Below are 24,763 nucleotides of genomic sequence, written 5' to 3' on the forward strand. Positions count from 1 at the left end.
CTCTACCCGAACACGGCCTGAAACACCTCTTCTACCCGAGCGACCGGTTTGACGGCTATCTGGTATTTACCGGCCTCCAAGCCTTTGGTGTTATACTTGGAAATGTAAATCGTCTCGAAACCCAGTTTTTCCGCTTCGGCGATGCGTTGCTCAATGCGGTTGACCGCCCGTATCTCTCCCGATAGCCCGACCTCCCCCGCAAACGCAATGGAGGCAGCAACGGACATGTCCTGCTGGGAGGAGATGATGGCGACGATGACCGCCAGGTCGATGGCCGGATCCTCTACACGTAAGCCCCCGGCGATGTTTAGGAAAACATCCTGTGTACTTAGGCGAAACCCGAAGCGTTTTTCGAGTATGGCCAACAGCATGTTCATCCGGCGGGTATCGAATCCGGTGGATGAACGCTGGGGAGTACCATACGCTGAATTGCCTACCAGGGCTTGGACTTCGATCAGCATGGGGCGTATTCCTTCCAAAAGGACCGCTATTGCAACGCCACTCATGCCGTCTTCCCGCTGCGAAAGCAGGATTTCGGAGGGGTTGCTCACTTCGCGCAGGCCGGTACCCTGCATCTCATAAATGCCCAGTTCAGCGGCAGAGCCGAATCGGTTTTTCGTGGCGCGCAAGATCCGATATGCGTGGTGGCGATCGCCCTCAAACTGCAACACCGTATCTACCATATGCTCGAGCACCTTCGGACCCGCAATGGCGCCATCTTTGGTGATGTGGCCGACAATGAAGACCGGGATGGCCGTTTCCTTGGCAAAGCGCAGGAGTTCTGCGGTACATTCGCGCACCTGGGATACGCTGCCGGGCGCTGAGTCGATCTGCGACGAGTGCAATGTTTGTATGGAATCGATGATGACCAACCGCGGGGCGACGGCCTCAATCTCTTTGAAAATATGTTGCGTGGATGTTTCCGTGAGAATAAGGCATTCGGCTTTGGAAGACTGAACCAATCGCTCTGCACGCATCTTAAGCTGCTGCTCGCTTTCCTCGCCAGAAACATACAGCGTTTTGGTGCCCGGCAGGTTGAGCGCCAGTTGAAGCATGAGGGTCGACTTGCCGATGCCCGGCTCGCCACCGATGAGCACCAGCGAGCCCGGTACGATACCTCCGCCCAATACACGGTTCAGTTCGCCATCGGGGGTGACGTAACGGGTTTGTGCTGTGTGCAGGATCTCCTGTATGGGTGACGCTTTGCTTGTCCGTTTGGACGCCCCCGCGTCCGTTCGCCAGCTTGGCGCACGGGTACTGGCGGGCGCTACCAGCTCCTCGACGAAGGTGTTCCACTCGTTGCACGAGGGGCATTTGCCGAGCCATTTGGCCGATTCATATCCGCAGTTCTGGCAGAAATAAGTGGTTTTCGTCTTGGCCATCGTATTATTGCTCCTGTGCCGCCATTACCCGCAATACATTTTGCCCCAAAATTTTCCGGATATCGGCTTCTGAATATCCGCGCTGCAAGAGGCCTTCCGTAATCTTGGGGAAGTCGCGGCAATCATTCAATCCCTTTGGCGTAGAGGTGATGCCATCAAAGTCGCTCCCAATGCCCACATGGTCTATCCCCGCGAGTTTGACCATGTAGTCGATGTGGTCAAAGAGCAGCGACACCGGCGGACGCAGCTCTTCCTTTGCGGCCGCGGGCAATCGGCTGTATTTACCATCGCTTGACCGCTTGACCGAGTCCTTAGCCGAAACATATTTTTCGTATAGTCGGTTGATTTTGGTGTAGTGCATCGGATCGAGAAAGCCCGAATAGAAGTTGAGGCAGATCACCCCCCCGTTTTCGGCGACGGCCCTGATCTGATCATCCTGAAGATTACGGGGATGTGCCATTAGGGCGTATGCGTTGCTATGCGAAACGATTACAGGCTTGGTGGTGGTTTCCATCACGTCGAAGAAAGTTTGGCGGCCCACATGAGAAAGATCGACCATCATCCCCAGCTCGTTCATCCGGCGCACCACCTGCCGCCCGAAATCGTTCAGTCCCTTATTATGCTTCAGCGTTGAGGGGTTTCTTGTTTCATCCGTGGCGGATGTCGCCCAATCGACACTGTTGTTCCAGGTGAGGGTCAGGTAACGCGCGCCGCGCGCGTACAGGCTGTCGAGGTACTCCATACGGCCTTCGATCATGTGCCCGCCTTCCACCCCGATGACGGCGGCGATCTTGCCTTGGTCTACGAGCCGTTGCAGGCTTTCGGAGTCGGTAGCCAGCCCAATATCGTCCGGATAACCTTCGATGACTTTCATCAACCCATTGAGCTGCTTATTAGCATGGGCAAAGGCAGTACCTTTGCCGTATTTTTCGTTGCACCACACCGCGAAGACCTGTACGTCGATACCGCCTTCCTTGATCCGGGGCAAATCGGTATGGCCCGTACGGATCCGGGTGCCGATATCTTTTCCGCGCATGACGGACTGATGGAGCACATCGTTGTGCGCATCGACAACCACGGCTTCCTGATGGATGCGCAAGGCGTCTTGCGCCAAGAGCGGCGAGGCGTTGCACAGCGCCGCGGCGCACAGCATAAGCTGTTTGATGCAGGTGGCTATCATATTATTCCGTTCCTGGTTCATTTTGCCGCATTAATGGCCTCATAGATGGCATCCTGTACCCTACTCCTGATGTTGAGGTTGATCAGCTTAGTACTCACCGCGGGGTGCACTCGATTGGAGAGGAAAATATACACCAATTGCGCTTTGGGATCAATCCAGATGCAGGTGCCCGTGTATCCCGTATGCCCAAAGGTGGCATCCGATGCTAATGTTGAAGGGTAATGCTTCGTGGTGTCTGGGTCCCAACGATCAAATCCGAGGCCCCTCCTGCTGGTGGTCGACTGATTGGAAGCGAAGAGGTCGATGGTTTCGGCCTTGAAATACTGTTCGCCGCCATAGGTTCCCCGATTGAGCAGCAGTTGCCCATAAATCGCCAGATCATTTGCGGTGGCAAATAAGCCCGCATGACCCGCGATGCCACCGGCCATGGCCGCACCCTGGTCATGTACATACCCCTGCAATAACGTTTTCCGGAATGTTTTGTCATTTTCTGTAGGGATGATGCGGTCCTTTGCAAAACGTTGCCGCGGAAGGAACCCGGCGGTTTGCATGCCCAAAGGCCGATAGAATTCCTGCTGCACATAGTCTTGAATCGGAATGCCCGTTTGATGTTCGGCTACTTCCTTCATGACATACATGCTGATATCGCTGTAAACATAGGACCCGGGGGCATTCATCTTGGATTGGAGCATAGTGGGCCACATTACCTCTTCATAGTATCCTGTGCGGATATAACATCCATCGGCTACTTTTACCGCGTATGCGGCGGATGAATCGGTACGGAGATCATCGGGTTGGAGGTCTCGGTAAAACGGGATGAACGGAATAAAACCCGCCTCATGCAACATCACATCCCGCAGCTTGGTGCCGTTTTTATTGGAAGTCTGGGCCTGCAGCAGGTAATGGCCCATGGTGCTGTCGAGGTTTACGACCCCGCGCTCGGTAAGGCGCATGATCGTGGGTGTCGTTGCGGTAATCTTGGTCACGGAAGCCATGTCAAAAATATCGGACACCTCCGTGGGTGCCTGCCCATCGTATGTATGATGACCATATGCCTTTTCGAAAATCACCTTGCCGTTTTTGACCGCCATCAGTACTGCTCCAGGGGTCGCCTGCTCACGGATGGCCTCAGCTACAATGTCGTCAATACGGGCTTCCAAACGCTGTTGATCGATGCCCAATGCTGCTGCATCGGCATATTCCAGGCGTGTCTGTTCGGTAGCGTACCCTGCACCCGTTGCATACCTCGGCGAGAATGATCGCGGTAAACGGGCCGTACAGGCAATCCCTCCAAACGCCGACATTGCCACATCTCGTGCCGCTGCTTCGGTAATTTCGGGGTTCCACAAGATCGGGAAGTGAACAAAATCCAATTCCCGGAGGTTTGTGCCGTCGCCGAATACCGATAAGATGACCTGTTTGCCTGCCGCCTGCGTGTTGATGAATTGCAGGAGGCGCTTATCGCGTAAGTTTGCGGCATCCAGCGCCAGAACGATCGTGTTATAGAATTTTAGGCCCTCATCAAGATCGTGGTAGTCTCCTGCGTCCACGGGTATCGAAAAATCATCTGCCGGTGCATACCGTCTTAACAGGTCGCCAAATGTCGAAGAGATCGGCGAATTGGGACGGGTAACACAGGCGATCTTCCGTTCTTGAAGGGTGCGCAGCGGCACAATATGCATCGGATTATTCAGCAATACCGTTTGATTGGTTTCTGGTACGGCAGGTTGAGCGGAGACGGTACGAGTGGCATCATCACAAATCAGGAAAAAGCACAATAACGTATAGATTTTTCTCATATCGAACGAATATCGGTATTTTGCATAAAAAAGCGCTACCTATTGAAAATTTTGTGATGTTTGTACTTCATTTACCTGTTTCCTATGTTTAATGTCAACAGTGTTTTCTACAAATTCATGACCGCCTTGCAGCACAAGCTTGACGCAGCGTTTGACCTGAAAGCACTTTCCGAAAACGCCTGTTTATTGTATGCGGATACCGTATCCGTCAACATCGTCTATTACTTGTGTGGCGCGGAGAAACGTATTTCGATAGAAAGCGATGTGCGATGCATACATGTAGACGAAGATCTTTGGATCACGCATCCGGATCTCCTGCTCAACCGGATCGCCGCCCTGGCCGGGCACGCGCAGCGGATTCATGCGAGGGATACGGTAGCCGCCCGTGTCACTAAGGCCGTCGCGATGGCGTTTCAGGAGGAGCATCACCTGCAGGTAGCGCTGCCGGGCAAATACCGCTATGGATTGTTCCTAGAAGGAGCGCTGGTAGCGGTGGCCGTATTCAGCGGTGGCCGGAAGATGGCAGATAAACCGGAAGACTATCGCTCCTATGAATTGCTCCGGTTTTGCCATAAACAGGGTATGCAGGTCGTGGGTGGTTTCAGCAAACTGCTGGACGCGTTCGAACAGGCGTTCAAACCGGGAGACATCATGACCTATGCAGACAAGGACTGGTCGGATGGGAGCAGCTACCGCAAACTGGGCTTTGTCATCGTCGGAGAAACTAAGCCCCAGTTGTTCTGGGTGGATACCCATACCATGAAGAGGTATTATGAAAGTACATTGCCTGTGGAAATTGCAGCAGCATCAATCGACGAGCGAAAGGAACGGGGCTATATGCCGGTATATAATAGCGGCAGCATGAAGCTGGTGAAAGCGTGACCAAACTAATCGTCATCCTCGGTCCCACAGCGTCTGGCAAGACCAAATTGGCCGTAGCGGTGGCTAAGCGCATCGATGGCGCCATCATCAGCGCGGATTCGAGGCAAGTATACCGAGGCATGGATATCGGCACCGGAAAAGACCTCTCCGTGTACGAGCACATCCCTTACTTTCTGATCGATATCCGCCAGGCGGGCGACCGCTATGATGTGGCCCAGTATGTGGATGACTTCAACCGGACCTTAGACACTATACGGAAGCAGGGTAAACGGCCGATTTTATGCGGAGGCACGGGGCTATATATCCAAGCAGCGTTGCAGGGGCTTAGCTATACCACCGTGCCGGCAGACCCTAACTTGCGGATGATGCTTGAGCGACTGCCCCTTGACACCCTGCGGGAAAGATTGCATCATTTGCCCCTTCCGCAGGATTACACACCTGATCTTAGTACGCGCAAGCGGCTTATCCGAGCGATCGAAATAGCCGAATGGTGCCGGCATAATCCCCTGCCGAAGTCGGCACACCCGCCGGTCGAGGCCAGCGTCTTCGGGTTGGACCCTCCAGTAGACGTCCGCCGGACACAGATCACGAACCGGCTGCAGGAGCGGTTGGATGATGGCCTGTTGGAAGAGGTACGGGGCCTGCTCCAGCAAGGGATCTCGCCCGAGCAGTTGCTATATTATGGTCTCGAATACAAGTACGCCACCCTACACCTAACCGGGAAGTTAGACTATAATACGTTCTTCGCCCGTCTCAACACCGAAATCCACCGCTACGCGAAGCGGCAAATGACCTATTTCCGGAAGCTGGAAAAAGATGGGATTAAAATTCGTTGGTTGAAAAGTGGCGAAATGGATGAGATGACCGAAGAAGTGGTTGAAAACAGCAGTCATTAAAAAAAGGGGAGCATAACTCCCCTTCTTGTACTATAACTTGATCTCTACATCCTTACCGTTGAAGAAATGGAATTCGGTCAGGTAATAGGAAGAGACGGATTTGACCTTGATCCATCGGCCGAACTTGAAATACCATTTTATGCGCCGGGAGATCAAGCCGGATTTGATGAAGGCGTAGATGTACGGATGCACACACAGCGTGATGTCCTTTTCATTCTGTTCTTGGAGGATGAACCCAAGGTTGTTTTCGATGTCGTCCATCAGCACGATGCTTGACCGTATTTCGCCTGTGCCGTCGCAAGCGGGGCATTTTTCGTTGGTCACGATGCTCATCTCCGGCCTGACGCGCTGCCGGGTGATCTGCACCAAGCCAAACTTGCTGGGCGGCAATATGGTGTGGCGTGCGCGGTCGGCTGCCATGCATTGCTTGAGGTAAGCGTGCAATTCCTTCCGGTTGTTGGGCTTGTGCATATCGATGAAGTCGATGACCACGATGCCTCCCATATCGCGCAGGCGCAGCTGCCGCGCGATTTCCTTGGCAGCTTCCATATTGACCTGCAAGGCATTCTCTTCTTGGTTTTCCTTGTTGGCTGTACGATTGCCGCTATTGACATCGATGACATGCAATGCTTCGGTATGTTCGATCACGAGATATGCTCCGCCATGCAGGTTTACGGTCTTACCGAAAGCTGCCTTGATCTGCCGTTCAATGCCGAAGTGCTCAAAGATGGGCTCCTTGTGCTTATACTGCTTGACGATTTTCTCTAGATCGGGCGATATCTCCTGTACGTAAGAGCGGGTTTCCTCATAGATCGCCTGATCATTTACATAGATGTGCGAAAATTCATCGGTGAGGATGTCGCGCAGGATGGTCGATGCGCGGTCCATCTCGCCAAGCACTTTATGCGTTGGCTCAGCCAGCCGTAGACGATTGGTGAAGACCTCCCATTTCGAGATGAGATCCAGCAGATCCTTTTGCAGCTCGGATACGCCCTTACCTTCGGATACGGTCCGGATAATGACACCAAAATTGGGGGGCTTGATGCTTTCGACAATCTTTTTAAGTCGGTTGCGCTCCGCATTGCCTTTGATGCGCTTGGATATGGATACAGCGCTTGAAAACGGCACCAATACCACATACCGTCCTGCAATGGACAGATCGGAACTTAAGCGCGGCCCTTTAGTAGAAATGGGTTCCTTGGCGATCTGAACGGGCAACAACATGTTGCGGGTCAATACCTCGGAGATCTTGCCGGCTTTGTTGATGTCCTTTTCTAGTTTTAAACTATCGAGCAGCTTCTCTTTGTAACTGCCGTTCTTTACCAGTTTTGTAAGCTTGATGAGCGATTGCACCTGAGGACCTAAGTCCAAGTAGTGCAAAAAGGCGTCTTTTGAATACCCGACGTCGACAAATGCGGCATTGAGACCAGGCATGATTTTTTTTATCCTGCCTAAATAAATGTCCCCTACTGCATAGTTGTTGTTTGCCGGTTCCTTATTGAGCTCAACAAGCTGCTTGTCTTGAAGTAAAGCGATAGTGACTCCCTTTTCGGGAGTTGAATCGATGATTAACTCCTTTACCAACAGCTAGTCCTTTAGCAAAGCAGGCGATACTTGCTGGAAACAGCATTGCTGCTGCCCGAAGCCGTATTAATAGGCGTATAGCGGACGCCTGCCTTAAATGAAACATAAAACACGTTTAATTAATAGTCCCTGTTTCCGGTAATTTTGAGGCAGAGTTCGATGGTGAAATCACGCTCATTTATATACCCCACTCCCGAAACGGGCCTGCATCAGGCAACGTTATTTTTTCTTGTGCCTGTTCTTTCTTAAACGTTTCTTACGTTTGTGGGTAGCCATTTTGTGTCTTTTTCTTTTCTTTCCGCTTGGCATAGCTAAAATTTTTTTAATGAGTGAATTAATTAATTATTTGCTCAATTCATCGATCTTGCGATTGATAAACTGAGTGAGGGTTGGGTCTGCGGCGAGGTCCCTGCTTTTTTCGAAAGCAGCTATCGCTTCACTTTTCAACCCAATGTTTTCATAACTTGTCGCCAGGTAAAAATAGGATTCGGCATCCGGTTGTATCGATACGACCGTCTTAAAACGGTCTATCGCACGGTCAAACTGCCGCGATTGCATCGAAAACAATCCCAAACTTCTATTTGCTTCAACATGAGAGGGGTCGGCTTTGACCACTTCCTGAAGCAGCGCGATACCGGCCATGGGGTTGTTCGTTCCGCTTACGTAGGCACTACCTAGCCCGGTTTTTGCGTTTAGATCCTGCGGGTTCAATTCCAAGGCCTTTTCATAGGCGCGGATGGCCTGCCCATTGAGCGCGCGCGCTGTGAGTGTGTCCTGCAAATTGGTGTAGGCTGTGCGATACGCATCGCCAGCGCTCAGCCAATGTTCAAAGGTGTTATCCAGTTTGGCCAATTCTTCATATACGAAACCCAGGGGCGCCGGTCTATTCACATCATCCCATTTGGTGGCAAGCTGCTCCAGCAGGTCGATTTTTTCAGCATCGGAGGCATCCGGTAATTGCGCTTCAAGATCCGATATTTCTTTGATAAGGTTGGCATTGAGCCCCTGCTTGGCTCCTTGTGAGACCATTTCCAGCGTCACTTGGGAAGAAGCGCCTGCATCGGCCGCAGCGGCACTTTTATCTTCATTGATCAGACCTTTGATCGGTTGCACCAACAGAAACGCCATCAAAATGACGACGGCTGAAATGGTGACTACCTGTTTGGTCCTTTGCTGCATGATGGATACATTACGTTGCCGGATATTGGCCAACGATTATTTATTTCCCTTGTTCCCGGACTTTACTTTTTCGACAAATGTCTTCGCCGGCTTGAAGGTAGGCACATAATGTGCGGGAATAATGATGGCGGTATTCTTGGAGATATTGCGTGCGGTTTTTTCTGCTCTTTGTTTTACTACAAAACTACCGAAACCTCTTACGTAAACGTTCTCCCCCCCAATCATTGCATTTTTTACGACTTTGAAAAAAGCTTCAACAGTTTCTTGAACGTCTACCTTCTCTAATCCCGTTTTGTTAGAGATTTCTGCGATAATTTCTGCCTTAGTCATATCTATATTTTTTGTAATTAATTATTTTTCAACACGTAAGCCCTCCAAATGTTGGGGATGCAAAAGTATCGCTTTAAAACGATATCTTAAAATAAAATTGTTAAATTTTTGTAAATGAATGGTTTTCCGGCGATTGCTTCCAAAACATGGGTGCTACAACGTTTTCGTAGATATTTCTCCAAAAAGGTTAGTGGGTTCAGCCCATTTTTAACTAATATTGGGGGTTTAAATACAATATAGACCTTATTAAACAGTGTTATGGATGGAATACAACAGTTTTCTTTGGCAGGCAAAGTAGTGGTAATTACCGGAGCCACGGGCGTGCTGGGCGAGTCGTTTGCCCTGGGCACGGCTGCCGCAGGAGCTAAGGTGGTGATATTGGGGCGCAATAAGGAACGCGCAGAGGCCAGGGTAGACGCGATAAAATCCAACGGGGGGGAAGCCATCGCCGTGATAACCGATGTGTTGGACGAGCAGGCGGTGCTTGAAGCGAAAAAAGAAATATTAGCTGTGTGGGGCACTATAGATGGTCTTGTGAATGCCGCTGGGGGCAACATCCCCGGCGCAACCATAAACCCCGACCAGAATCTGTTCGACACCAAGATCGAAGATACCAAAAAGGCGGTAGAACTGAATTTGTTCGGCACGGTCATACCGACTCATGTATTCGGAAGGGTAATTGCTGAAAAGGGCAAAGGTGCCATCGTCAATATCTCCTCGCTTGCCGCCCAGCAAGCCATTACGCGGGTGATGGGTTATAACCTGGCTAAATGCGCCATAGAAGGTTATACCAAATGGATGGCCGTTGAATTGGCGCAGCGTTATGGCGACAAAGTGCGTGTCAACGCCATTGCGCCGGGGGTGTTTCTTACCGAACAAAACCGTACGTTGCTGACCAATCCCGATGGGTCATATACCGACCGTGCCCAACGATTCGTCAACAATACAGCCTACGGTCGTTTGGGTACACCTGATGAATTGATCGGCGCATTGATTTTTCTGCTAAGTGACGCTTCAGGCTTTATCTCTGGAGAGACGATTCTGGTCGATGGCGGATTCAATGCATGGAGCGGGGTGTGAGGACGGGGTCAAAAGGATAAAGGACAAAGGAACAAGGATAAAGGAGCAAGGATAAAGGAATAGGGGTAAGGGAACAACGATAAATGAATAAGGATTGGGTACGATGACTAGAAAACTTGAGCAGACATGGCGGTGGTATGGCCCCGCTGACACGGTTTCATTGCAAGACATCAAACAGGCAGGTGCTACCGGCATCGTTACGGCGCTTCATCACATTCCTCACGGCGAGATATGGCCATTGGAAGATATCCGCACGCGCAAGGCTTTGATTGAGGCCGCCGGACTGGCGTGGAGCGTGGTCGAAAGTGTGCCCGTACATGAGGTGATCAAAACCCGGAAACCGAATGCGGGAATCTACCTCGAAAATTATCGGCAAAGCCTGCGCAACTTGGCCCAGGAAGGGATCAAGACCGTCTGCTATAACTTTATGCCGGTATTGGATTGGACACGCACGCAACTCGACCTGGAGATGAAAGACGGATCGAAGGCATTGTATTTTGATTGGAATGATTTGGCTGCTTTCGATCTTTTTGTACTGAAACGTGAGGGGGCGGCGCAGGACTATCCGGAAGAAATCGTGGCCGAAGCAAAGAAAAGGTTTGACGCATATACCCCGTCGCAGCTTGATTTGCTGAATGCCAATGTGCTCATGGGCATTCCGGGTGAGCGAAGCACGGAATTGGAGGAGCTGCGGGAAAGTATCCGTGAATACGCTGCCATTGGCTTCGATGGACTGCGGCAAAATCTGATTTGGTTTTTATCATCGATTGCCGATGTGTGTGAAGAGCACGGTATACGGATGACCATCCACCCGGACGACCCCCCTTATCCCATCCTAGGGTTGCCGCGCATTGCCAGCAATGAGGAAGACTTGCTTTACATCATCCGCGAACTGGATAAACCGTTCAACGGCATCTGTTTTTGTACAGGGTCGTTGGGTGCGGGCGTGTCTAACGACATCCCCGCTATTTTTGATGCGGTGAAATCCCGGGTTTACTTTGTACACCTGCGCAACGTGCGGAAAGATAAACAGGGCAACTTCTTTGAGGCCGATCATTTGGATGGCGATGTAAACATGTACGCCGTGATGAAGGCGTTAGTGGCCGAAAATCAGCGGCGCGACAAGCCCATTCCCTTTCGGCCGGACCACGGCCATCAAATGCTCGATGACCTCCAGAAAACCACTGCCCCGGGATATTCCGCCATTGGCCGCCTGCGGGGACTGGCCGAACTGCGGGGATTGGAACTCGGGATCATAGGACAATAATCGCTACCTAATCGAACGGACATGGCTCACTTCCTCCACGACGATTTCTTATTACAGTCGGGCACGGCTGTGAAGCTTTATCATGACTACGCGGCGGACCTGCCGATCGTCGACTATCATTCGCACCTCCCCCCGGAGGTGGTGGCGGCCAATGAAAACTTCCGCAACATGACCCACATCTGGCTGGCGGGCGACCATTATAAATGGCGTGCACAGCGGGCACTGGGTATTCCTGAACGGTACATCACCGGCGATGCAGACGACCGGGAGAAATTCCGCAAATGGGCGGAGGCGGTCCCCTACACCCTGCGCAACCCCTTGTACCACTGGACACACATGGAATTGAAAAACCCATTTGGTATCAACGAATTGCTCGGTTTGGATAATGCAGACGCTATTTTCGACAGCACCCTTGCGCAGTTGCAGCAACCCGCATTTTCACCGCGCGGATTGCTGACGCATTTCAGTGTAGAGATGGTGGGCACTACGGATGACCCCGCGGACGACCTTCGGCATCATCAGGCCATTGCCCAATCGGGGTTTGAGACCAAGGTGGTGCCCACGTTCAGGCCCGATAAGGCATTCCAATTGAGTAAGGGCGACGATTATCGCCGTTATATCGAGCGGTTGCAGGCAAGCAGCGGGGTAGCGATCGTCGACCTGGATACGCTGTTGGACGCGCTTTGGAACCGGCTATATTATTTCCATAGCCACGGATGTCGCATGGCAGACCACGGGCTAAGCCATATGCCCCGGAAGGGAACCACCGCCGTTTCATTGAACGAAGTCTTTAAACAAGTACTGAGCGGGGATGATCGCCGCGCGGCCGAATATGAAGAAGCATTTACATTTGCCGTATTGTCCGAATTGTGCAAATTGTACCACGATAAAGAATGGGTACAGCAATTCCACCTCGGACCGCTGCGCAATACCAATAGCCGGAAACTACGCGAGCTCGGCGCCGATACCGGATATGATTCCATCGGTGATTTTCAGCAGGCCGAGCGTATGCAGCAGTTTTTCAATGCCCTGGAGGAGGAAAACCGACTGGCCAAAACGGTCATATATAACGTAAATCCGGCCGATAACGCCGTCTTTGCAACCATGACGGGTAATTTCCAGGCGGAGGGAATCAAAGGAAAGATGCAATTCGGTTCGGGGTGGTGGTTTTTGGACCAGCTGGACGGGATGACCCAGCAGCTGAACACGCTATCCAATATCGGCTTAATCAGCTGTTTCGTTGGGATGCTTACGGACTCGCGGAGTTTCCTCTCGTACTCGCGCCATGAATATTTCAGACGGCTGCTTTGCAACTTGTTTGCCGAAGACATCGACAAAGGGCTGATGCCCACCGATATGGATTGGACGGGCAAGATCATACAGGACATTTGCTATCATAACGCAAAAGAATACTTTGGGTTATAAACTGACGTCCGGCATTATCGCTCGTATGCTTCTTTTAATTTCGATATATCCAGCTTTTTCATAGGCATGAATGCCTGCACGATTCGGTCTATTTGTTCCGGAGTTCCGTTACGCATCATTTGGCCCATTTCAGTCGGCGTAATCTGCCATGATAGACCATACTTGTCTTTGATCCATCCACATTGTTCCGCTTCCGGTACAGCAGAAAGTTTTTGCCAGTAATCGTCTATTTCAGGTTGATCGGTGCAGTTCACCATAAAAGAAACGGCTTCATTAAAATCAAAACCGTGTTCCTGTGCACTGTCCATCGCGGTTAACCAGTAGTCTTCCAGCATAAAATCGGCAAACATGATGGTACCTTCCTTGTTCGGCTCTTGTGCTTTGCCATAACGATACATTCCGCCCAGTTTTGAGTTTTTAAAAACGGAGAGGTAGAAGTTGATGGCTTCTTCGGCCTTGCCGCATTTACTGCCTACAAACATCAGAGAAGGCATTATTGAAGGGCGCGGTTCACCTTCAGGGTCGGTGAGAATCAGCTGCCAAGACAACCCGTATTTATCCGTTAGCCAGCCGTAACGTTTACTAAAGGGATACTCGTCGATGGGCATCAGCACCGTACCGCCATCAGACAGTTTATCCCAGACCATATCTAATTTATCCCTCGCGTCTTGATCCCGTGTTGATGATGAGCCGAAAAACAGGGGATCAAAATTTACCATGAATGACACGGAAGGGTTAAACTTGAAAACGGGCCCCGCGCTGATGGCCATAAATTCTTGCTTCCACAGCTCAAAGCTCACGACATCGCTATCTCCCGACGGCGTGCTGCGAAGCAATGTAGTGTGCGTAATTCGTGAGTCTGGAAACAGCGAAGTGTAAAATTCTGCCGCTTCTTTGGCTTCTTTGTCAAACCAAAGGTGTGGAACAATCTTTTGCATGACCTGTCATTTTTTAAGATTAACAAGCGTTGGGGTAGATTTGTTCTTCTTAATTCAAGTCCCGATACTTATTCGGTGTCACACCTGTTTTCTGTTTGAATAATCGGCTAAAATGCTGCAGATACTTGAAGCCCGATCGGCAATTTGTGCCTGACATAACATAGCTAATACGCTGTTCGGAAACACAGCGTTCTTCTAAAGAGGTAATGGCAAAAAGTGCGTCAAAACGCACTTTGGCATAAAAAATTAAATTAATAACTTTATATTTGCATCAGATAGAGCGTTAAAATGCACTTTGAAGAGATTATAAACACCATAAAAGAACGAAGGGAGTCACTGCAGGTCACTCAAGAAACATTAGCGGAGCTGTCGGGGGTTGGGTTGAGAACGCTTAAACAGTTTGAAAGCGGAAAAGGCAATCCTACTTTGATGACCTTGCAAAAACTTGTGGATACCCTAGGCCTCGAAATAGCATTGAGGATAAAGCACAAAACAAGTAACCCATGAGACAGGCAAAAGTATTATTCAAAGGCGGAGAAGCGGGTATACTAACCCAACAGGATGACGGTTCCTTCAGTTTCCGGTATCAATCCTCGTGGGTAGCCGATGCCAGTAAACCGGGAATCAGCCTTACCCTGCCCAAAACGGATAAGGAGTACCATTCCGATTTCCTATTCCCCTTTTTTTATAATATGCTCCCCGAAGGCACCAATAAGCAGACGGTCTGCAAGCTCAACAGAATTGACCAAAGCGACTATTTCGGGCTACTGATGACCACCACAAAAAATGATACGATAGGCGCCGTGAATATCGTCAAAATAGAAAATCAATGAGTCTTCCAGCAATAAAATATTGTCCCGGAACATTGGCAGCAGGGTTTGATACCTATAGCAGAGCATGCTTAAATCGTGTTTTCAACGGAAAAAAAGTTAGCCACATTTTGCTATACGATTCGCCCGCATCAAACCCTGATACAGATGAACTTTTTGAAGAAAACAGGAAAAGTATGTCCATTTCGGGGGTACAGGAGAAATTCTCTATGCTGTTGGAAAAAAATAAACTACGGCTGATTGGCGAAGGGGAGCAAGGAACCTACATCCTGAAGCCTGTTCCGGGAGCAGGGAGAAGGCCAGACCAAATGCCGGCCAATGAACATTTAACGATGCAGATCGGACGTCAGGTGTATGGCATAGAAACGGCTGAAAATGCGTTGATCTTCTTTAGCAATGGTCAGCCTGCTTACATCACCAAGCGTTTTGATGTAAAGAGCGACGGCTCAAAACGAGCCCAGGATGATTTTGCATCCTTGGCTCAACGAACTCCTCAAACCCACGGAGAACACTATAAGTACCTTGGGAACTACCTGGAGCTATTCCAGCTAATGGAGAAATATGTTCCTGCATACAAATTGGAGGCACCAAAACTACTGAAACTACTCCTATTCAATTATTTGTTTTCCAATGGAGATGCGCACTTTAAAAATTTTTCGTTGCTGGAAACACCTCTTGGAGATTATCGCTTAAGTCCCGCCTATGATCTGTTGAACAGCCGCATTCATGCCAATGACGGAGATTTTGCCTTAGCTGACGGCCTATTGCCCAAAAAGCTCACACAGGGAAAAATAAAGCGCCAATTCTCGGTATTAGCAGAAAATGCAGGGATTAACCAAAAGATTTTCAAGGATATCGTCAGGCTAATGCTGTCCGGATCGGACCTGGTAGAGAAATTGACCTTTTCCTCTTTTCTGGATGAAACGACCAAAAGGAATTATTGGCAATCCTATCAGGGCCGGATCAAACAGTTGATGAAAGATTAGTAGCCTATAGTAGGATTGAAAATATTGCTCTGTGACAAAAATAGCGATTTGGAAATTCGGAGCTTCTTTTTTCCTTTTGCCTGCTCAGTGTTGTAGCATTTCAATGTGAATTACGTCTATCTATATTGATTGGACAACTGAAAACAGCTTTGAAATGAACAAAGGAATGCTAATCGCGGCCTTATACCTATTTGCCGCTTGCGAAAAAAATGAGGTATGCAATAGCCCTACCCAACTGGCCGTTGAAAACTTGGAAACCCTGTTTGGATGCCAATATACGACGCATCAAATGCACATTGATCTAACGGAAACGCACACCATCATCCGCTCCCAAAATGATTTTGAAAACCGTGTCACTGGCAACTGCATGCGGGAAATCGATTTTGGAAAATACGACCTCGTTATCGGCAAAAAGAGGCTAACGAGTGGTGTGCATGAAATCAGGTATGATTATACAAGGGATTGTGACGGGACACACAATCTGAAAGTGGAAATCCAGCATAACGCGGCCTCGGAAGCACCCAACATCACCTACCACGCGCTGGTGCCAAAACTTGCGCCATCGCAGACGGTTAATGTGACGGTTGAGAGTAAATATTGACGATTTATGTTCAGTATGCAAAAGCGCTCCGTTTTTACGAATGGATAAGAACACAATGCGCGCGGGAAAAAATGAAAAAAATTAACCGCGCCATGTACTCTCCCTAAATAACCTCCAATTGTCCGAATCCGGACAACAGGTGTTCGAATACGAACCGAAGTCACCAAAGTCAATAACCGTCAATTTCTCTGATCTCGGGTCTTTCCACTTCTTTTTTACCCAGTTTCCATCGTAGAGCTACCCTGAAGAACCGATTGATATAGCGGCTTTCAACGTGCTGGTCAAAGGTCTCAGCAGCAGTAACTTCGGTCACATACCGGTACGGGGTGAACAGATTATCACAACGGGCGCTAAGATTCAGTTTGCCATCGAGCAACTCCTTGCTCACCGATAACGTATAACTTTGTACACCGGTGGCATATCCTTGAAAATTCACTGTTCTGGAATTCAGGTTCGCATAGGCACGGATGGTAAGCGAAGCGTTTGGTTTAAACGACGCATCTACACCCTGATTGATGATAAAACCATTCCTGAAGAGGTAGCCGTTTTGGCTGCCAAATTCCAGGTGCCGCGTGGTGTTTGTCAGGATGAATGTAAACCGTTTAAGGCGTAGTGACGCATCGATGCTAACCCCCAAAACATCATGGTCTGCTACGTTAGCATAGGTGTTTGCTACGATTCCATCCGGCTGCGCTACCCTTACCGGTTCAATGCTGTTCCCGGTCTGGTTGTAAAACAAGGCAACATTCAATAACCATGCAGATTTCCGGAAGGTGTAGGTCAGCTCATAGCTATTGGTAATTGCCGGCTTAAGATTGGGGTTGCCGTATTCCAGGTTCAGCGAGTCGATGTAGTTGACCACCGGATTCAGGTAATTGATATACGGCCGGAGTAGCTTCCTCGTATAGCCGGCGCCCATGTTGTGATCAGTGGAAATGGTTTTGCTGATAATCAGATTAGGCAGGAAATTTTGATAATCGGGAATGTTCAGTGACGTATCACGGAAGTGCAGCGGCCAGTGGGTGTATTCATAACGGCCACCGATTTTAATTTTCCAGGAATCAAGGTTAAGTGTGTACGTGGCATAAGCGGCGGCAATCATCCAGTTAAACCAAAACCGGTCAGCACGGAGGCTGTCGGGCAAATAAACGGACCGGTTGAAATCAAATACATCGAACAGATTTTCATTGAAGAACCTCCTGAATGCACCTTTTAGCCCTAATTCCAGTTCGCTGTCATTCCCGAAGTCTTTTCTTCCGTCCGCTTGGAAGGAAAATTCACGGTTGCCAAGCAAATTGAGATTCTTCTCTGAATAATTTTTTTGTTGCTGCCGATACTGATCCAATAAATAGCGATTTCGCTGGCCCTGGTAAAACCAATATCCCATGATGTTATATTCAGCAGATCCGTCCCGTGATCTGCGAAGCCATCCCCAGTTAATACCGTGCAAATACCGGAAAGCGGGATTATCAATTGTTCGGGTGAATGCGTCTGATTCCATCAAATTGTTTAGGGTCGACTTCGCGCCAAACCGGTCGCCACTATAGCGGTAGCCCGCATTCAGTGTAGTTAACGTATCGGGAAGGTAAATGACATTGATGCCGCCGAAGAGATTCTCCGATTCGTTGTTTATCTCCTTTTGCTGCCGTAATCCGTCACCGTCTACGGAGTGATCGGTACGCTCCAGCACGCTTGTGGTAACATTATCGGAGGCGCTGTGACCTATATCGAGACCTAACACCAGCTGCCGTTTTCTCCAGGTAATAGCGCCTGTCAATTCGTTGAAGCGGTTGGCCAGTGTTCCGTTAACGGTACCCGAAACACCGTCTTCCACGGGCGTTTTAGTGAAAATGTTAATTACTCCGTCTGCTCCCTCTGCATCATAACGGGCCGAAGGGTGGGTTATGATTTCAACTGTTTTGATATTATCGGCCGGTATCTGTCGTAAGGCTTCCGTCACGGAGGTTGCATACGTCATGGAGGGCTTTCCATCGATGAATACTTTGATGCGGTTACTGCCCCGCATATGCGGTGTTCCATTCGGGTCTACCTGCACGCCCGGGAGTTTCCTGAGCAGATCGGCGGCTGTTTCCCCGGCTTCCTGTATCTCCTGATCCGCATGGTATACAAAACCATCTATCCGTGTCGATATAGGCGAACCTTGCGCGGTAACGGTCACTTCGGCCAGTGTTTGCCCCGAACGGGCCATCAAACAGGGCGGGAGTTCGATAATGCTGTCTTTTACCGTAAAGTGCTCTGACACTTTCGGGACATAGCCTGTCATACGGCAATGGATCCGGTAGATACCTGGGGGCACTTCTTCAAAATAAAAACGCCCCAGGCTATCGGAAACGGAATTCTGCAAGTGCTTTTGATCCTTATCCACCAGCCTAACGGTAACAAAGGGCAGCTGCCAGCGGGTAGCAGAATCGACCACGGCACCTGAAACCCTGCTTTGTGCAAGTGCGTTTTGTCCGATGGAAATTATGGCCAATAGTAATAAAACAAGTGAACGTTTAATCATAGGGAAAATGCCTGAATGATTACGACAGGCAAATGAAACGGAATAACGGGTTATCCCGAAAAAAAGTAGACGAACGGCTAATAAAGTAGAGGAACCCAGGCTAACAGAACTGCACCGGATGAATCATATTTGCACAGTTGTAAAAACCACGCTTTTAACAGTATAATCAAAGCGGTAGCCCATAGCGTACAATCTTCGAACTCTTTTCTGCCTGATTTGAGACGTTTTGGGCGGGTTTGTGAAAAGTAAAACAGCAACTCGCTTATTTTACTTTTGGCCATTAAAGTAAAATATGTTTTTTTTTGTTTTACTTTGTAATACTAATCGAGTGCAATGGTAAAACTTGAAGCATACGAATCAGGGCATGTTGAAAAGGGCGTGGGTGGATACAGTTACTTTGTCCCATCCCCTATAAATATGGAATGGAAATGGGATAACCCGACAATCAATGGGTTACTGGAAGAGGCTGCAATTAAATTGGGTGAGCTGAATTCATTTGCAAGGCTTGTGCCCAATATCGACCTGTTCATCCATTTACACGTTACCAAAGAAGCTGTCAAGTCAAGCAGGATAGAAGGCACGCAGACCAACATAGAGGAGGCTTTGTTGGAAGAAAGGGAAATCTCTCCCGAAAGGAGGGACGACTGGAAAGAAGTGAATAATTACATCAGGGCACAGAATTACGCGATAGCGCAATTAGAGCGACTTCCCATTTCCTCAAGGCTCATCAGAAAGGCACACGCTCTACTTTTGGAGGGCGTGAGGGGGGAGCACAAACAGCCGGGAGCGTTCCGCACAAGTCAAAACTGGATTGGGGGCACGAGTCCAGCAGATGCTGTATTTGTTCCTCCGCACCACCAGTACGTGGAGGCCTTGATGGGAGATTTGGAGAATTTCCTCCATAACGAAGGCATCATCGTGCCAAAACTGATCAGGATTGGTATCGCCCATTACCAATTTGAAACGATACACCCTTTTCTGGATGGAAATGGTAGGATCGGCAGGTTGATGATACCATTGTTTTTGATTGATTCGAAGATACTGGAGAAGCCGCTGTTATATCTGTCAACTTATTTTGAACGAAACAAAGGGCTGTATTATGATAATCTGACCTTTGTAAGAACCAAGAACGACATGATACAATGGTTAAAGTATTTTCTGGTCGGGGTCGCGGAGATGGCCTCCGAGGCGGCCAAGAAACTGTCGCTCATATTGGAACTCAAATCCGATATGGAAATTTTGATCAACGGGCAGTTCGGCAGAAAAAGCAACTCGGCAATGGCATTGCTGCAATACCTGTTTAAGCAGCCGATCGTCTTCGTGGAGGATGCCAAACAAGCCACGGGGTTAAGTTACAAAGCAGCCAACAACTTGATTGCAGACTTTGAGTCATCGGGCATACTAAAAGAGACGACGGGTCAAAGCCGGAATAGGTCTTTTGTGTTTGACAAGTATCTCGACCTGTTCCGAAAGGATTGATCAAACCACTGATTCCTGCATAATTTGGCAGAAAATTAAAAGCCTTACAATATAAATATAATTGCAAGGCTTTAAACCATTAAACTTGGGTAGTACCCAAAAGTACGTAGCCCATAGGGGAATCGAACCCCTCTTTCCAGAATGAAAATCTGGCGTCCTAACCGATAGACGAATGGGCCTTCATAAGGATTGCAAATATAAAGCTAATTCAAATAGCTACCAATAGCCGCTGATTTATATCAGATCAAATCCGATGTCCCTTCGAAAATATTTTCCTTCGAAATAAATACGCCCGGCATCGGCGGTGGCTTGTTGAAGCGCGTCAAACAAGGTGTCTTCCAGGGCCGTTACCGCCAATATACGTCCGCCCGCGGTGTGGACCGCGCCGTCTACTTCTTTGGTACCGGCATGGAATACGATGGAACGTCTTACATTTTCGATGTTATCGATGACTTTGCCGGATTCGTACACGCCGGGGTATCCACCAGCGACCAATACCACAGTAGCGGCCGTCTTCGGGGAGAGCGTGAAGGACCGTTCGGAAAGGTTTCGCTGGGCTACCCCTTGCAATAAGTCCACCAGATCGCTTTCGATGCGCGGCAATACGCTTTCGGTTTCGGGATCACCCATGCGGACATTATATTCAATGACGTAGGGCTCGCCATCCGTGTTCATCAAGCCGATGAAAATGAATCCTTGATAGGGGATGCCATCTTTTTTGAGGCCATTGATCGTCGGCACTACAATGCGCTGTTCCACCTTATCCAAGAATTCGGTGTCGGCAAAAGGTACTGGAGATACGGAGCCCATGCCGCCGGTATTGAGGCCGGTGTCACGCTCCCCTATGCGTTTGTAGTCTTTGGCCGAGGGCAATATCTTATAGGTCTCGCCGTCTGTAAGGACGAAAACAGACAGCTCAATGCCTGTCAGGAATTCTTCAATGACGACGGTGTTACTTGCCTCCCCAAATTTAGCATCGGCAAGCATGGCTTTTAATTCGGCCTTCGCTTCTTCCAGGGTGGCGCAGATCAATACGCCCTTCCCTGCTGCCAGTCCGTCGGCCTTGAGCACGATGGGAAGCTTTTGGACCTCCAAATAGGCCAGTCCTTCGGACAGTGTTTCTTTGGTGAACGATCTTGATGCCGCGGTAGGAATGCCGTGGCGCACCATGAACTGCTTGGCAAAATCCTTACTCCCTTCTAACTGGGCACCCTGTTGCTGCGGACCGATGACCGGGATCCGCCGGAGGCTGGCGTGGTTTAGGAAATAATCGTGAATCCCTTTTACCAGCGGCTCTTCGGGTCCGACCAACACCATGTCTACGCTGTTTTGAAGCACGAAGTTGCCGATGCCCTCGAAATCGGTGACCTTGAGCGGCACATTTTTGCCGTATTGGGCGGTACCTGCGTTGCCCGGAGCAATATATAGCTGTGTGATTTGTTTGCTCTGGGCGATTTTCCAGGCGAAAGCACTCTCCCGACCGCCCGAACCGATAATTAGGATGTTCATCTTGCAAAGATATTTTTTTTGCCTATATTTACCACTATACCGGTCTGACAAAACCAATGCACATCGCGCGTGTTTATACCTGTAAGGTTACTCCACTGAGTTTAATGAGCTATATGCGCCATTTGCTAGCGATATTGATGGTTTTTGGGCTTTTTATACCAGTACTCCGTGGGCAGGAGACGACCGTTGATAGCCTTTTGAAGAAGCTCAGTAACTACACGGGCGAGTACCCGCAGGAGAAGGTATACCTGCACCTGGACAAACCCTATTATACGGTGGGTGATGATGTTTGGTTTAAGGGTTATGTCACCATCGGGGCGTACAATAACCTTTCTGGCCTCAGTAAAATTCTATACGTAGACCTTATCGGTCCGGAAGACCAGGTTATACAGTCTATCCGGTTGCCGCTGATCGCCGGGGTGACCATGGGGGATTTCCAGTTGGCGGATTCACTGCACGAGGGCAACTACCGCATCCGGGCATACACCAATTGGATGCGCAATTTTGACAATGATGTTTTCTTTGATCGGGTGTTGCCCATCGGCAATGCCCGTACGGACAGTGTGATTACGCATAGCTCTTTTTCTTACGAGAATTCGCCGATGCATACCGTCAACGCGGAGATCGAATTTACCGATTTAACAGGTGGACCGATGGCTGAGATGGATGTCAACTATCAAGTGACCATGGAAGGACGAAACATTGGTCGCGGCAGGGCTAAAACGGATGAACACGGGCGGGTTGCCTTTGATTTCGTAAACAAGCAGCCATTCAACCTGAAGACCGGGAAGATCGCACTTGCGCTATTGACACCCGAAAAGCGCGCCATCAATAAGACGATTCCGCTGAAAACCACGTCTAATACCAATAGTATCCAGTTTTTTCCGGAAAGCGGCCACCTCGTCGCCGGCATGCTCACCAAGGTGGGTTTCAAGGCGTTGGCGCCCGAGGGCCTGGGGGTGGGCGTGAAGGGCTATGTCGTGGATAACAGCGGCACTCGCAGCGCTGATTTTGAATCGGTATATGGCGGGATGGGCCATTTCGCCCTTATTCCGCAGGCGGGGGTCACCTACCGTGCTCGGATGACCTACGCTGATGGAAGCGAGGGGGAACAGGAGCTTCCGCAAGTGCAAACGGCTGGCTACGCGTTGGCGGTGAACAATGAACTGGATAAGCAAATTTTTATACAGGCATCTGCCTCGGATGATTTGGTAAACGGGCAAGAGGTTACCGTATTGCTTCAGCGGAATGGGACCGTATTTTATGCATCAAAAAGCAAACTGTCAAAAAAAGAGGTCGTTTTTGCCGTCCCGCGCGAGCGTATTCCGGCAGGAGTCGTGCAGATCACACTGTTTGCTGCCGATATGAAACCCTTGGCTGAACGGACGATATTCAATGTGAATGAAGCATCGATGCTGCCCATCGCCGTATCTACGGACAAAGAAAGCTATGGGCCTAAGCAAAAGGTGTCCGTAGCGGTCAATGTCGGGCAACAAACCGACAGCAGCCGCATAGCCGCGCTCTCGGCGGCCGTGATAGACGTGGCAAAGGTTCCCGTTGATAGTAATGTACGCGAAGCGAATATTTATGCAAACCTGCTGTTGAGTTCGGATATAAAAGGATACATTGAAACCCCTGAATATTATTTTGAGGATAGTGATATTGCCAAACGAAGGCAACTGGACAATGTGATGCTCACGCAGGGCTGGAGCCGGATCAACTGGCAAGACCTTGCCGCAGGGAAGACACCGGCTATCACTTATCATCCCGAGCAGGACTTGCGCATCAGCGGGGTAGTCATCAAGCGCGACGGCAAAACCCCCGTCCCCAATGCAACCGTAACGGTGCTGTCCACCAACAATGTCTCGGCGATTATTGACACCATAACCGGTCCGGACGGTCGATTCAGTTTTGATAGGCTGTTGTTTTATGACGATACCAAGTTTGTCGTGCAGGCGCGCGACGAGAAGGGCCGGAAGAATGTGGACATCCAGTTGGATGAAACGCCGCGGCAGCAGGTAACCCGCAATAAGAATACACCGGATGCGACCGTCAATGTGAATGAGTCCATCAGCACGTACCTCAAAAACACGCAGGAGCAATTCGGAGAGATGGAAAAATACGGCCTCAAGGGAAAGAGCATCTTATTAGAAGAAGTGAAGGTGACACGGGAGGCCGAAAACAATAAGGTCAGACACTCGAGCAACCTCAATGGCGCCGGCAATGCCGACCAGGTGATCACTGCTGAGGACCTGTCGATGGGTTGCGCGACGTTGGATATGTGCTTACAGGGTAGGTTGCTGGGCGTGATCTTCCGCAACGGTATACCGTACTCTACCCGTTCGTTCGATCAGCCGATGCAAGTGATCTTGGATGGGATGTATATGGAGGCCGATGCACTATCCATGATCAACCCGTTTGATGTAGAAACCGTCGAAGTGTTGAGGGGCATTGGCAACACGGCAATTTATGGTAGCAGGGGTGGCGGGGGTGTGCTCATCATTACCACCAAACGAGGGGATAGCGGGGGATATAACAGAGACCTGTACACGCCGGGCATCGTCACGCACAGTCCGCAGGGATATTACGAAGTGCGCGAATTCTATGCACCTGATTACAGCGCGCCTTCAGACTCGCTCGCAGGAATGAAAGACCTCCGAACCACCATCCATTGGGCACCTAATATTGTCACAGATGTGGAGGGCAAGGCATCGTTTGACTTTTATACGGCCGATAGCCCGGGCACGTACCGCATCGTGGTGGAAGGGTTGGACGTAGACGGGCGGTTGGCACGTGCAGTGCATTACATTACTGTCAAAAACTAATTTGATTTATCCTAATAGCGATCAATACTAAGACGATATGCCAGAACGTAGATGTGGAAGAAGCACC

The 24,763-nt window shown here is 49.7% G+C and carries 21 protein-coding genes and 1 tRNA gene; 11 read left to right on the forward strand and 11 right to left on the reverse strand.

All coding sequences use genetic code 11. The features are described from left to right. Positions 1-2: 2 nt before the first annotated feature. The 3 genes from radA to ACMGDE_RS05070 are packed head-to-tail and all read right to left on the reverse strand — an operon-like array spanning position 3 to position 4,361. A complete protein-coding gene (gene radA / locus ACMGDE_RS05060) occupies positions 3-1,382 on the reverse strand; it encodes a DNA repair protein RadA (protein ID WP_436831672.1) in 1,380 nt (459 codons plus the stop codon). Between the two features lie 4 nt (positions 1,383-1,386). Beyond that, positions 1,387-2,562, reverse strand: coding sequence for a dipeptidase (locus tag ACMGDE_RS05065; RefSeq protein WP_436831673.1), 1,176 nt, complete (start codon positions 2,560-2,562; stop codon positions 1,387-1,389). 17 nt (positions 2,563-2,579) lie between these two features. After that, positions 2,580-4,361, reverse strand: a complete 1,782-nt coding sequence (locus tag ACMGDE_RS05070) for a serine hydrolase domain-containing protein (RefSeq protein ID WP_436831674.1) — start codon at positions 4,359-4,361, stop codon at positions 2,580-2,582. An 84-nt stretch (positions 4,362-4,445) separates the two neighbouring features. Between ACMGDE_RS05070 and ACMGDE_RS05075 the strand changes: the two genes are divergently transcribed. Beyond that, complete coding sequence (locus tag ACMGDE_RS05075; protein WP_436831675.1) at positions 4,446-5,243, forward strand: hypothetical protein; 798 nt, start codon at positions 4,446-4,448, stop codon at positions 5,241-5,243. Continuing rightward, positions 5,240-6,139, forward strand: coding sequence for a tRNA (adenosine(37)-N6)-dimethylallyltransferase MiaA (miaA, locus tag ACMGDE_RS05080; protein ID WP_436831676.1), 900 nt, complete (start codon positions 5,240-5,242; stop codon positions 6,137-6,139). Before ACMGDE_RS05075 ends, miaA begins: the two co-directional genes overlap by 4 nt. Positions 6,140-6,169: 30 nt before the next feature. Here the strand turns inward: miaA and ACMGDE_RS05085 are convergent, their stop codons facing one another. The 3 genes from ACMGDE_RS05085 to ACMGDE_RS05095 form a co-directional block, all read right to left on the reverse strand. Continuing rightward, positions 6,170-7,723 carry an Rne/Rng family ribonuclease gene (locus ACMGDE_RS05085; protein ID WP_436831677.1) on the reverse strand — a complete coding sequence of 518 codons (1,554 nt, stop codon included), beginning with the start codon at positions 7,721-7,723 and terminating at the stop codon, positions 6,170-6,172. Positions 7,724-8,065: 342 nt separating this feature from the next. Continuing rightward, positions 8,066-8,902, reverse strand: a complete 837-nt coding sequence (locus ACMGDE_RS05090) for a tetratricopeptide repeat protein (RefSeq protein WP_436831678.1) — start codon at positions 8,900-8,902, stop codon at positions 8,066-8,068. 36 nt (positions 8,903-8,938) lie between these two features. Continuing rightward, positions 8,939-9,232 (reverse strand): HU family DNA-binding protein, encoded by a 294-nt coding sequence (locus ACMGDE_RS05095; RefSeq protein WP_436831679.1) that lies wholly within the window; start codon positions 9,230-9,232, stop codon positions 8,939-8,941. A 258-nt stretch (positions 9,233-9,490) separates the two neighbouring features. On the opposite strand from ACMGDE_RS05095, the gene ACMGDE_RS05100 reads away from it, so the two are divergent. The 3 genes from ACMGDE_RS05100 to uxaC all read left to right on the forward strand — a co-directional run bounded on the left by ACMGDE_RS05100 (position 9,491) and on the right by uxaC (position 13,004). After that, positions 9,491-10,312 (forward strand): SDR family oxidoreductase, encoded by an 822-nt coding sequence (locus ACMGDE_RS05100; protein ID WP_436831680.1) that lies wholly within the window; start codon positions 9,491-9,493, stop codon positions 10,310-10,312. A gap of 103 nt (positions 10,313-10,415) precedes the next feature. Next, a complete protein-coding gene (gene uxuA, locus ACMGDE_RS05105) occupies positions 10,416-11,579 on the forward strand; it encodes a mannonate dehydratase (protein ID WP_436831681.1) in 1,164 nt (387 codons plus the stop codon). Between the two features lie 21 nt (positions 11,580-11,600). Next, positions 11,601-13,004, forward strand: a complete 1,404-nt coding sequence (gene uxaC / locus ACMGDE_RS05110) for a glucuronate isomerase (protein WP_436831682.1) — start codon at positions 11,601-11,603, stop codon at positions 13,002-13,004. Positions 13,005-13,018: 14 nt separating this feature from the next. Here the strand turns inward: uxaC and ACMGDE_RS05115 are convergent, their stop codons facing one another. Together ACMGDE_RS05115 and ACMGDE_RS05120 are read right to left on the reverse strand one after the other, a co-directional pair. Beyond that, positions 13,019-13,942, reverse strand: a complete 924-nt coding sequence (locus tag ACMGDE_RS05115; RefSeq protein ID WP_436831683.1) for a VOC family protein — start codon at positions 13,940-13,942, stop codon at positions 13,019-13,021. A 49-nt stretch (positions 13,943-13,991) separates the two neighbouring features. Next, positions 13,992-14,099, reverse strand: coding sequence for a helix-turn-helix domain-containing protein (locus ACMGDE_RS05120; RefSeq protein WP_436831684.1), 108 nt, complete (start codon positions 14,097-14,099; stop codon positions 13,992-13,994). Between the two features lie 131 nt (positions 14,100-14,230). Between ACMGDE_RS05120 and ACMGDE_RS05125 the strand changes: the two genes are divergently transcribed. From ACMGDE_RS05125 to ACMGDE_RS05140, 4 genes are all read left to right on the forward strand, one after another. Next, positions 14,231-14,449, forward strand: a complete 219-nt coding sequence (locus ACMGDE_RS05125; RefSeq protein ID WP_436831685.1) for a helix-turn-helix domain-containing protein — start codon at positions 14,231-14,233, stop codon at positions 14,447-14,449. Next, entirely contained in the window at positions 14,446-14,775 is a 330-nt protein-coding gene (locus ACMGDE_RS05130) for a HipA N-terminal domain-containing protein (protein WP_436831686.1), read from the forward strand. Before ACMGDE_RS05125 ends, ACMGDE_RS05130 begins: the two co-directional genes overlap by 4 nt. A 173-nt stretch (positions 14,776-14,948) precedes the next feature. Next, positions 14,949-15,758 (forward strand): HipA domain-containing protein, encoded by an 810-nt coding sequence (locus tag ACMGDE_RS05135; protein WP_436831687.1) that lies wholly within the window; start codon positions 14,949-14,951, stop codon positions 15,756-15,758. A gap of 154 nt (positions 15,759-15,912) precedes the next feature. After that, positions 15,913-16,359, forward strand: a complete 447-nt coding sequence (locus ACMGDE_RS05140) for a hypothetical protein (protein ID WP_436831688.1) — start codon at positions 15,913-15,915, stop codon at positions 16,357-16,359. Positions 16,360-16,528: 169 nt separating this feature from the next. Here the strand turns inward: ACMGDE_RS05140 and ACMGDE_RS05145 are convergent, their stop codons facing one another. Then, positions 16,529-18,883 carry a TonB-dependent receptor domain-containing protein gene (locus ACMGDE_RS05145; protein WP_436831689.1) on the reverse strand — a complete coding sequence of 785 codons (2,355 nt, stop codon included), beginning with the start codon at positions 18,881-18,883 and terminating at the stop codon, positions 16,529-16,531. A gap of 333 nt (positions 18,884-19,216) precedes the next feature. On the opposite strand from ACMGDE_RS05145, the gene ACMGDE_RS05150 reads away from it, so the two are divergent. Next, positions 19,217-20,362 (forward strand): Fic family protein, encoded by a 1,146-nt coding sequence (locus ACMGDE_RS05150; RefSeq protein WP_436831690.1) that lies wholly within the window; start codon positions 19,217-19,219, stop codon positions 20,360-20,362. A 107-nt stretch (positions 20,363-20,469) separates the two neighbouring features. Here ACMGDE_RS05150 and ACMGDE_RS05155 read toward each other — a convergent pair. Together ACMGDE_RS05155 and purD are read right to left on the reverse strand one after the other, a co-directional pair. Continuing rightward, positions 20,470-20,541 (reverse strand) — tRNA-Glu (locus ACMGDE_RS05155). Positions 20,542-20,596: 55 nt separating this feature from the next. Then, positions 20,597-21,871 carry a phosphoribosylamine--glycine ligase gene (gene purD, locus ACMGDE_RS05160; RefSeq protein WP_436831691.1) on the reverse strand — a complete coding sequence of 425 codons (1,275 nt, stop codon included), beginning with the start codon at positions 21,869-21,871 and terminating at the stop codon, positions 20,597-20,599. 113 nt (positions 21,872-21,984) lie between these two features. On the opposite strand from purD, the gene ACMGDE_RS05165 reads away from it, so the two are divergent. Further along, positions 21,985-24,696: a TonB-dependent receptor plug domain-containing protein gene (locus tag ACMGDE_RS05165; protein WP_436831692.1), complete on the forward strand. Its 2,712-nt coding sequence runs from the start codon at positions 21,985-21,987 to the stop codon at positions 24,694-24,696. Positions 24,697-24,763: the final 67 nt, after the last annotated feature.

The sequence above is a fragment of the Parapedobacter brassicae genome (assembly GCF_051400755.1).
In the GTDB taxonomy this organism is placed as follows: Bacteria; Bacteroidota; Bacteroidia; order Sphingobacteriales; family Sphingobacteriaceae; genus Parapedobacter.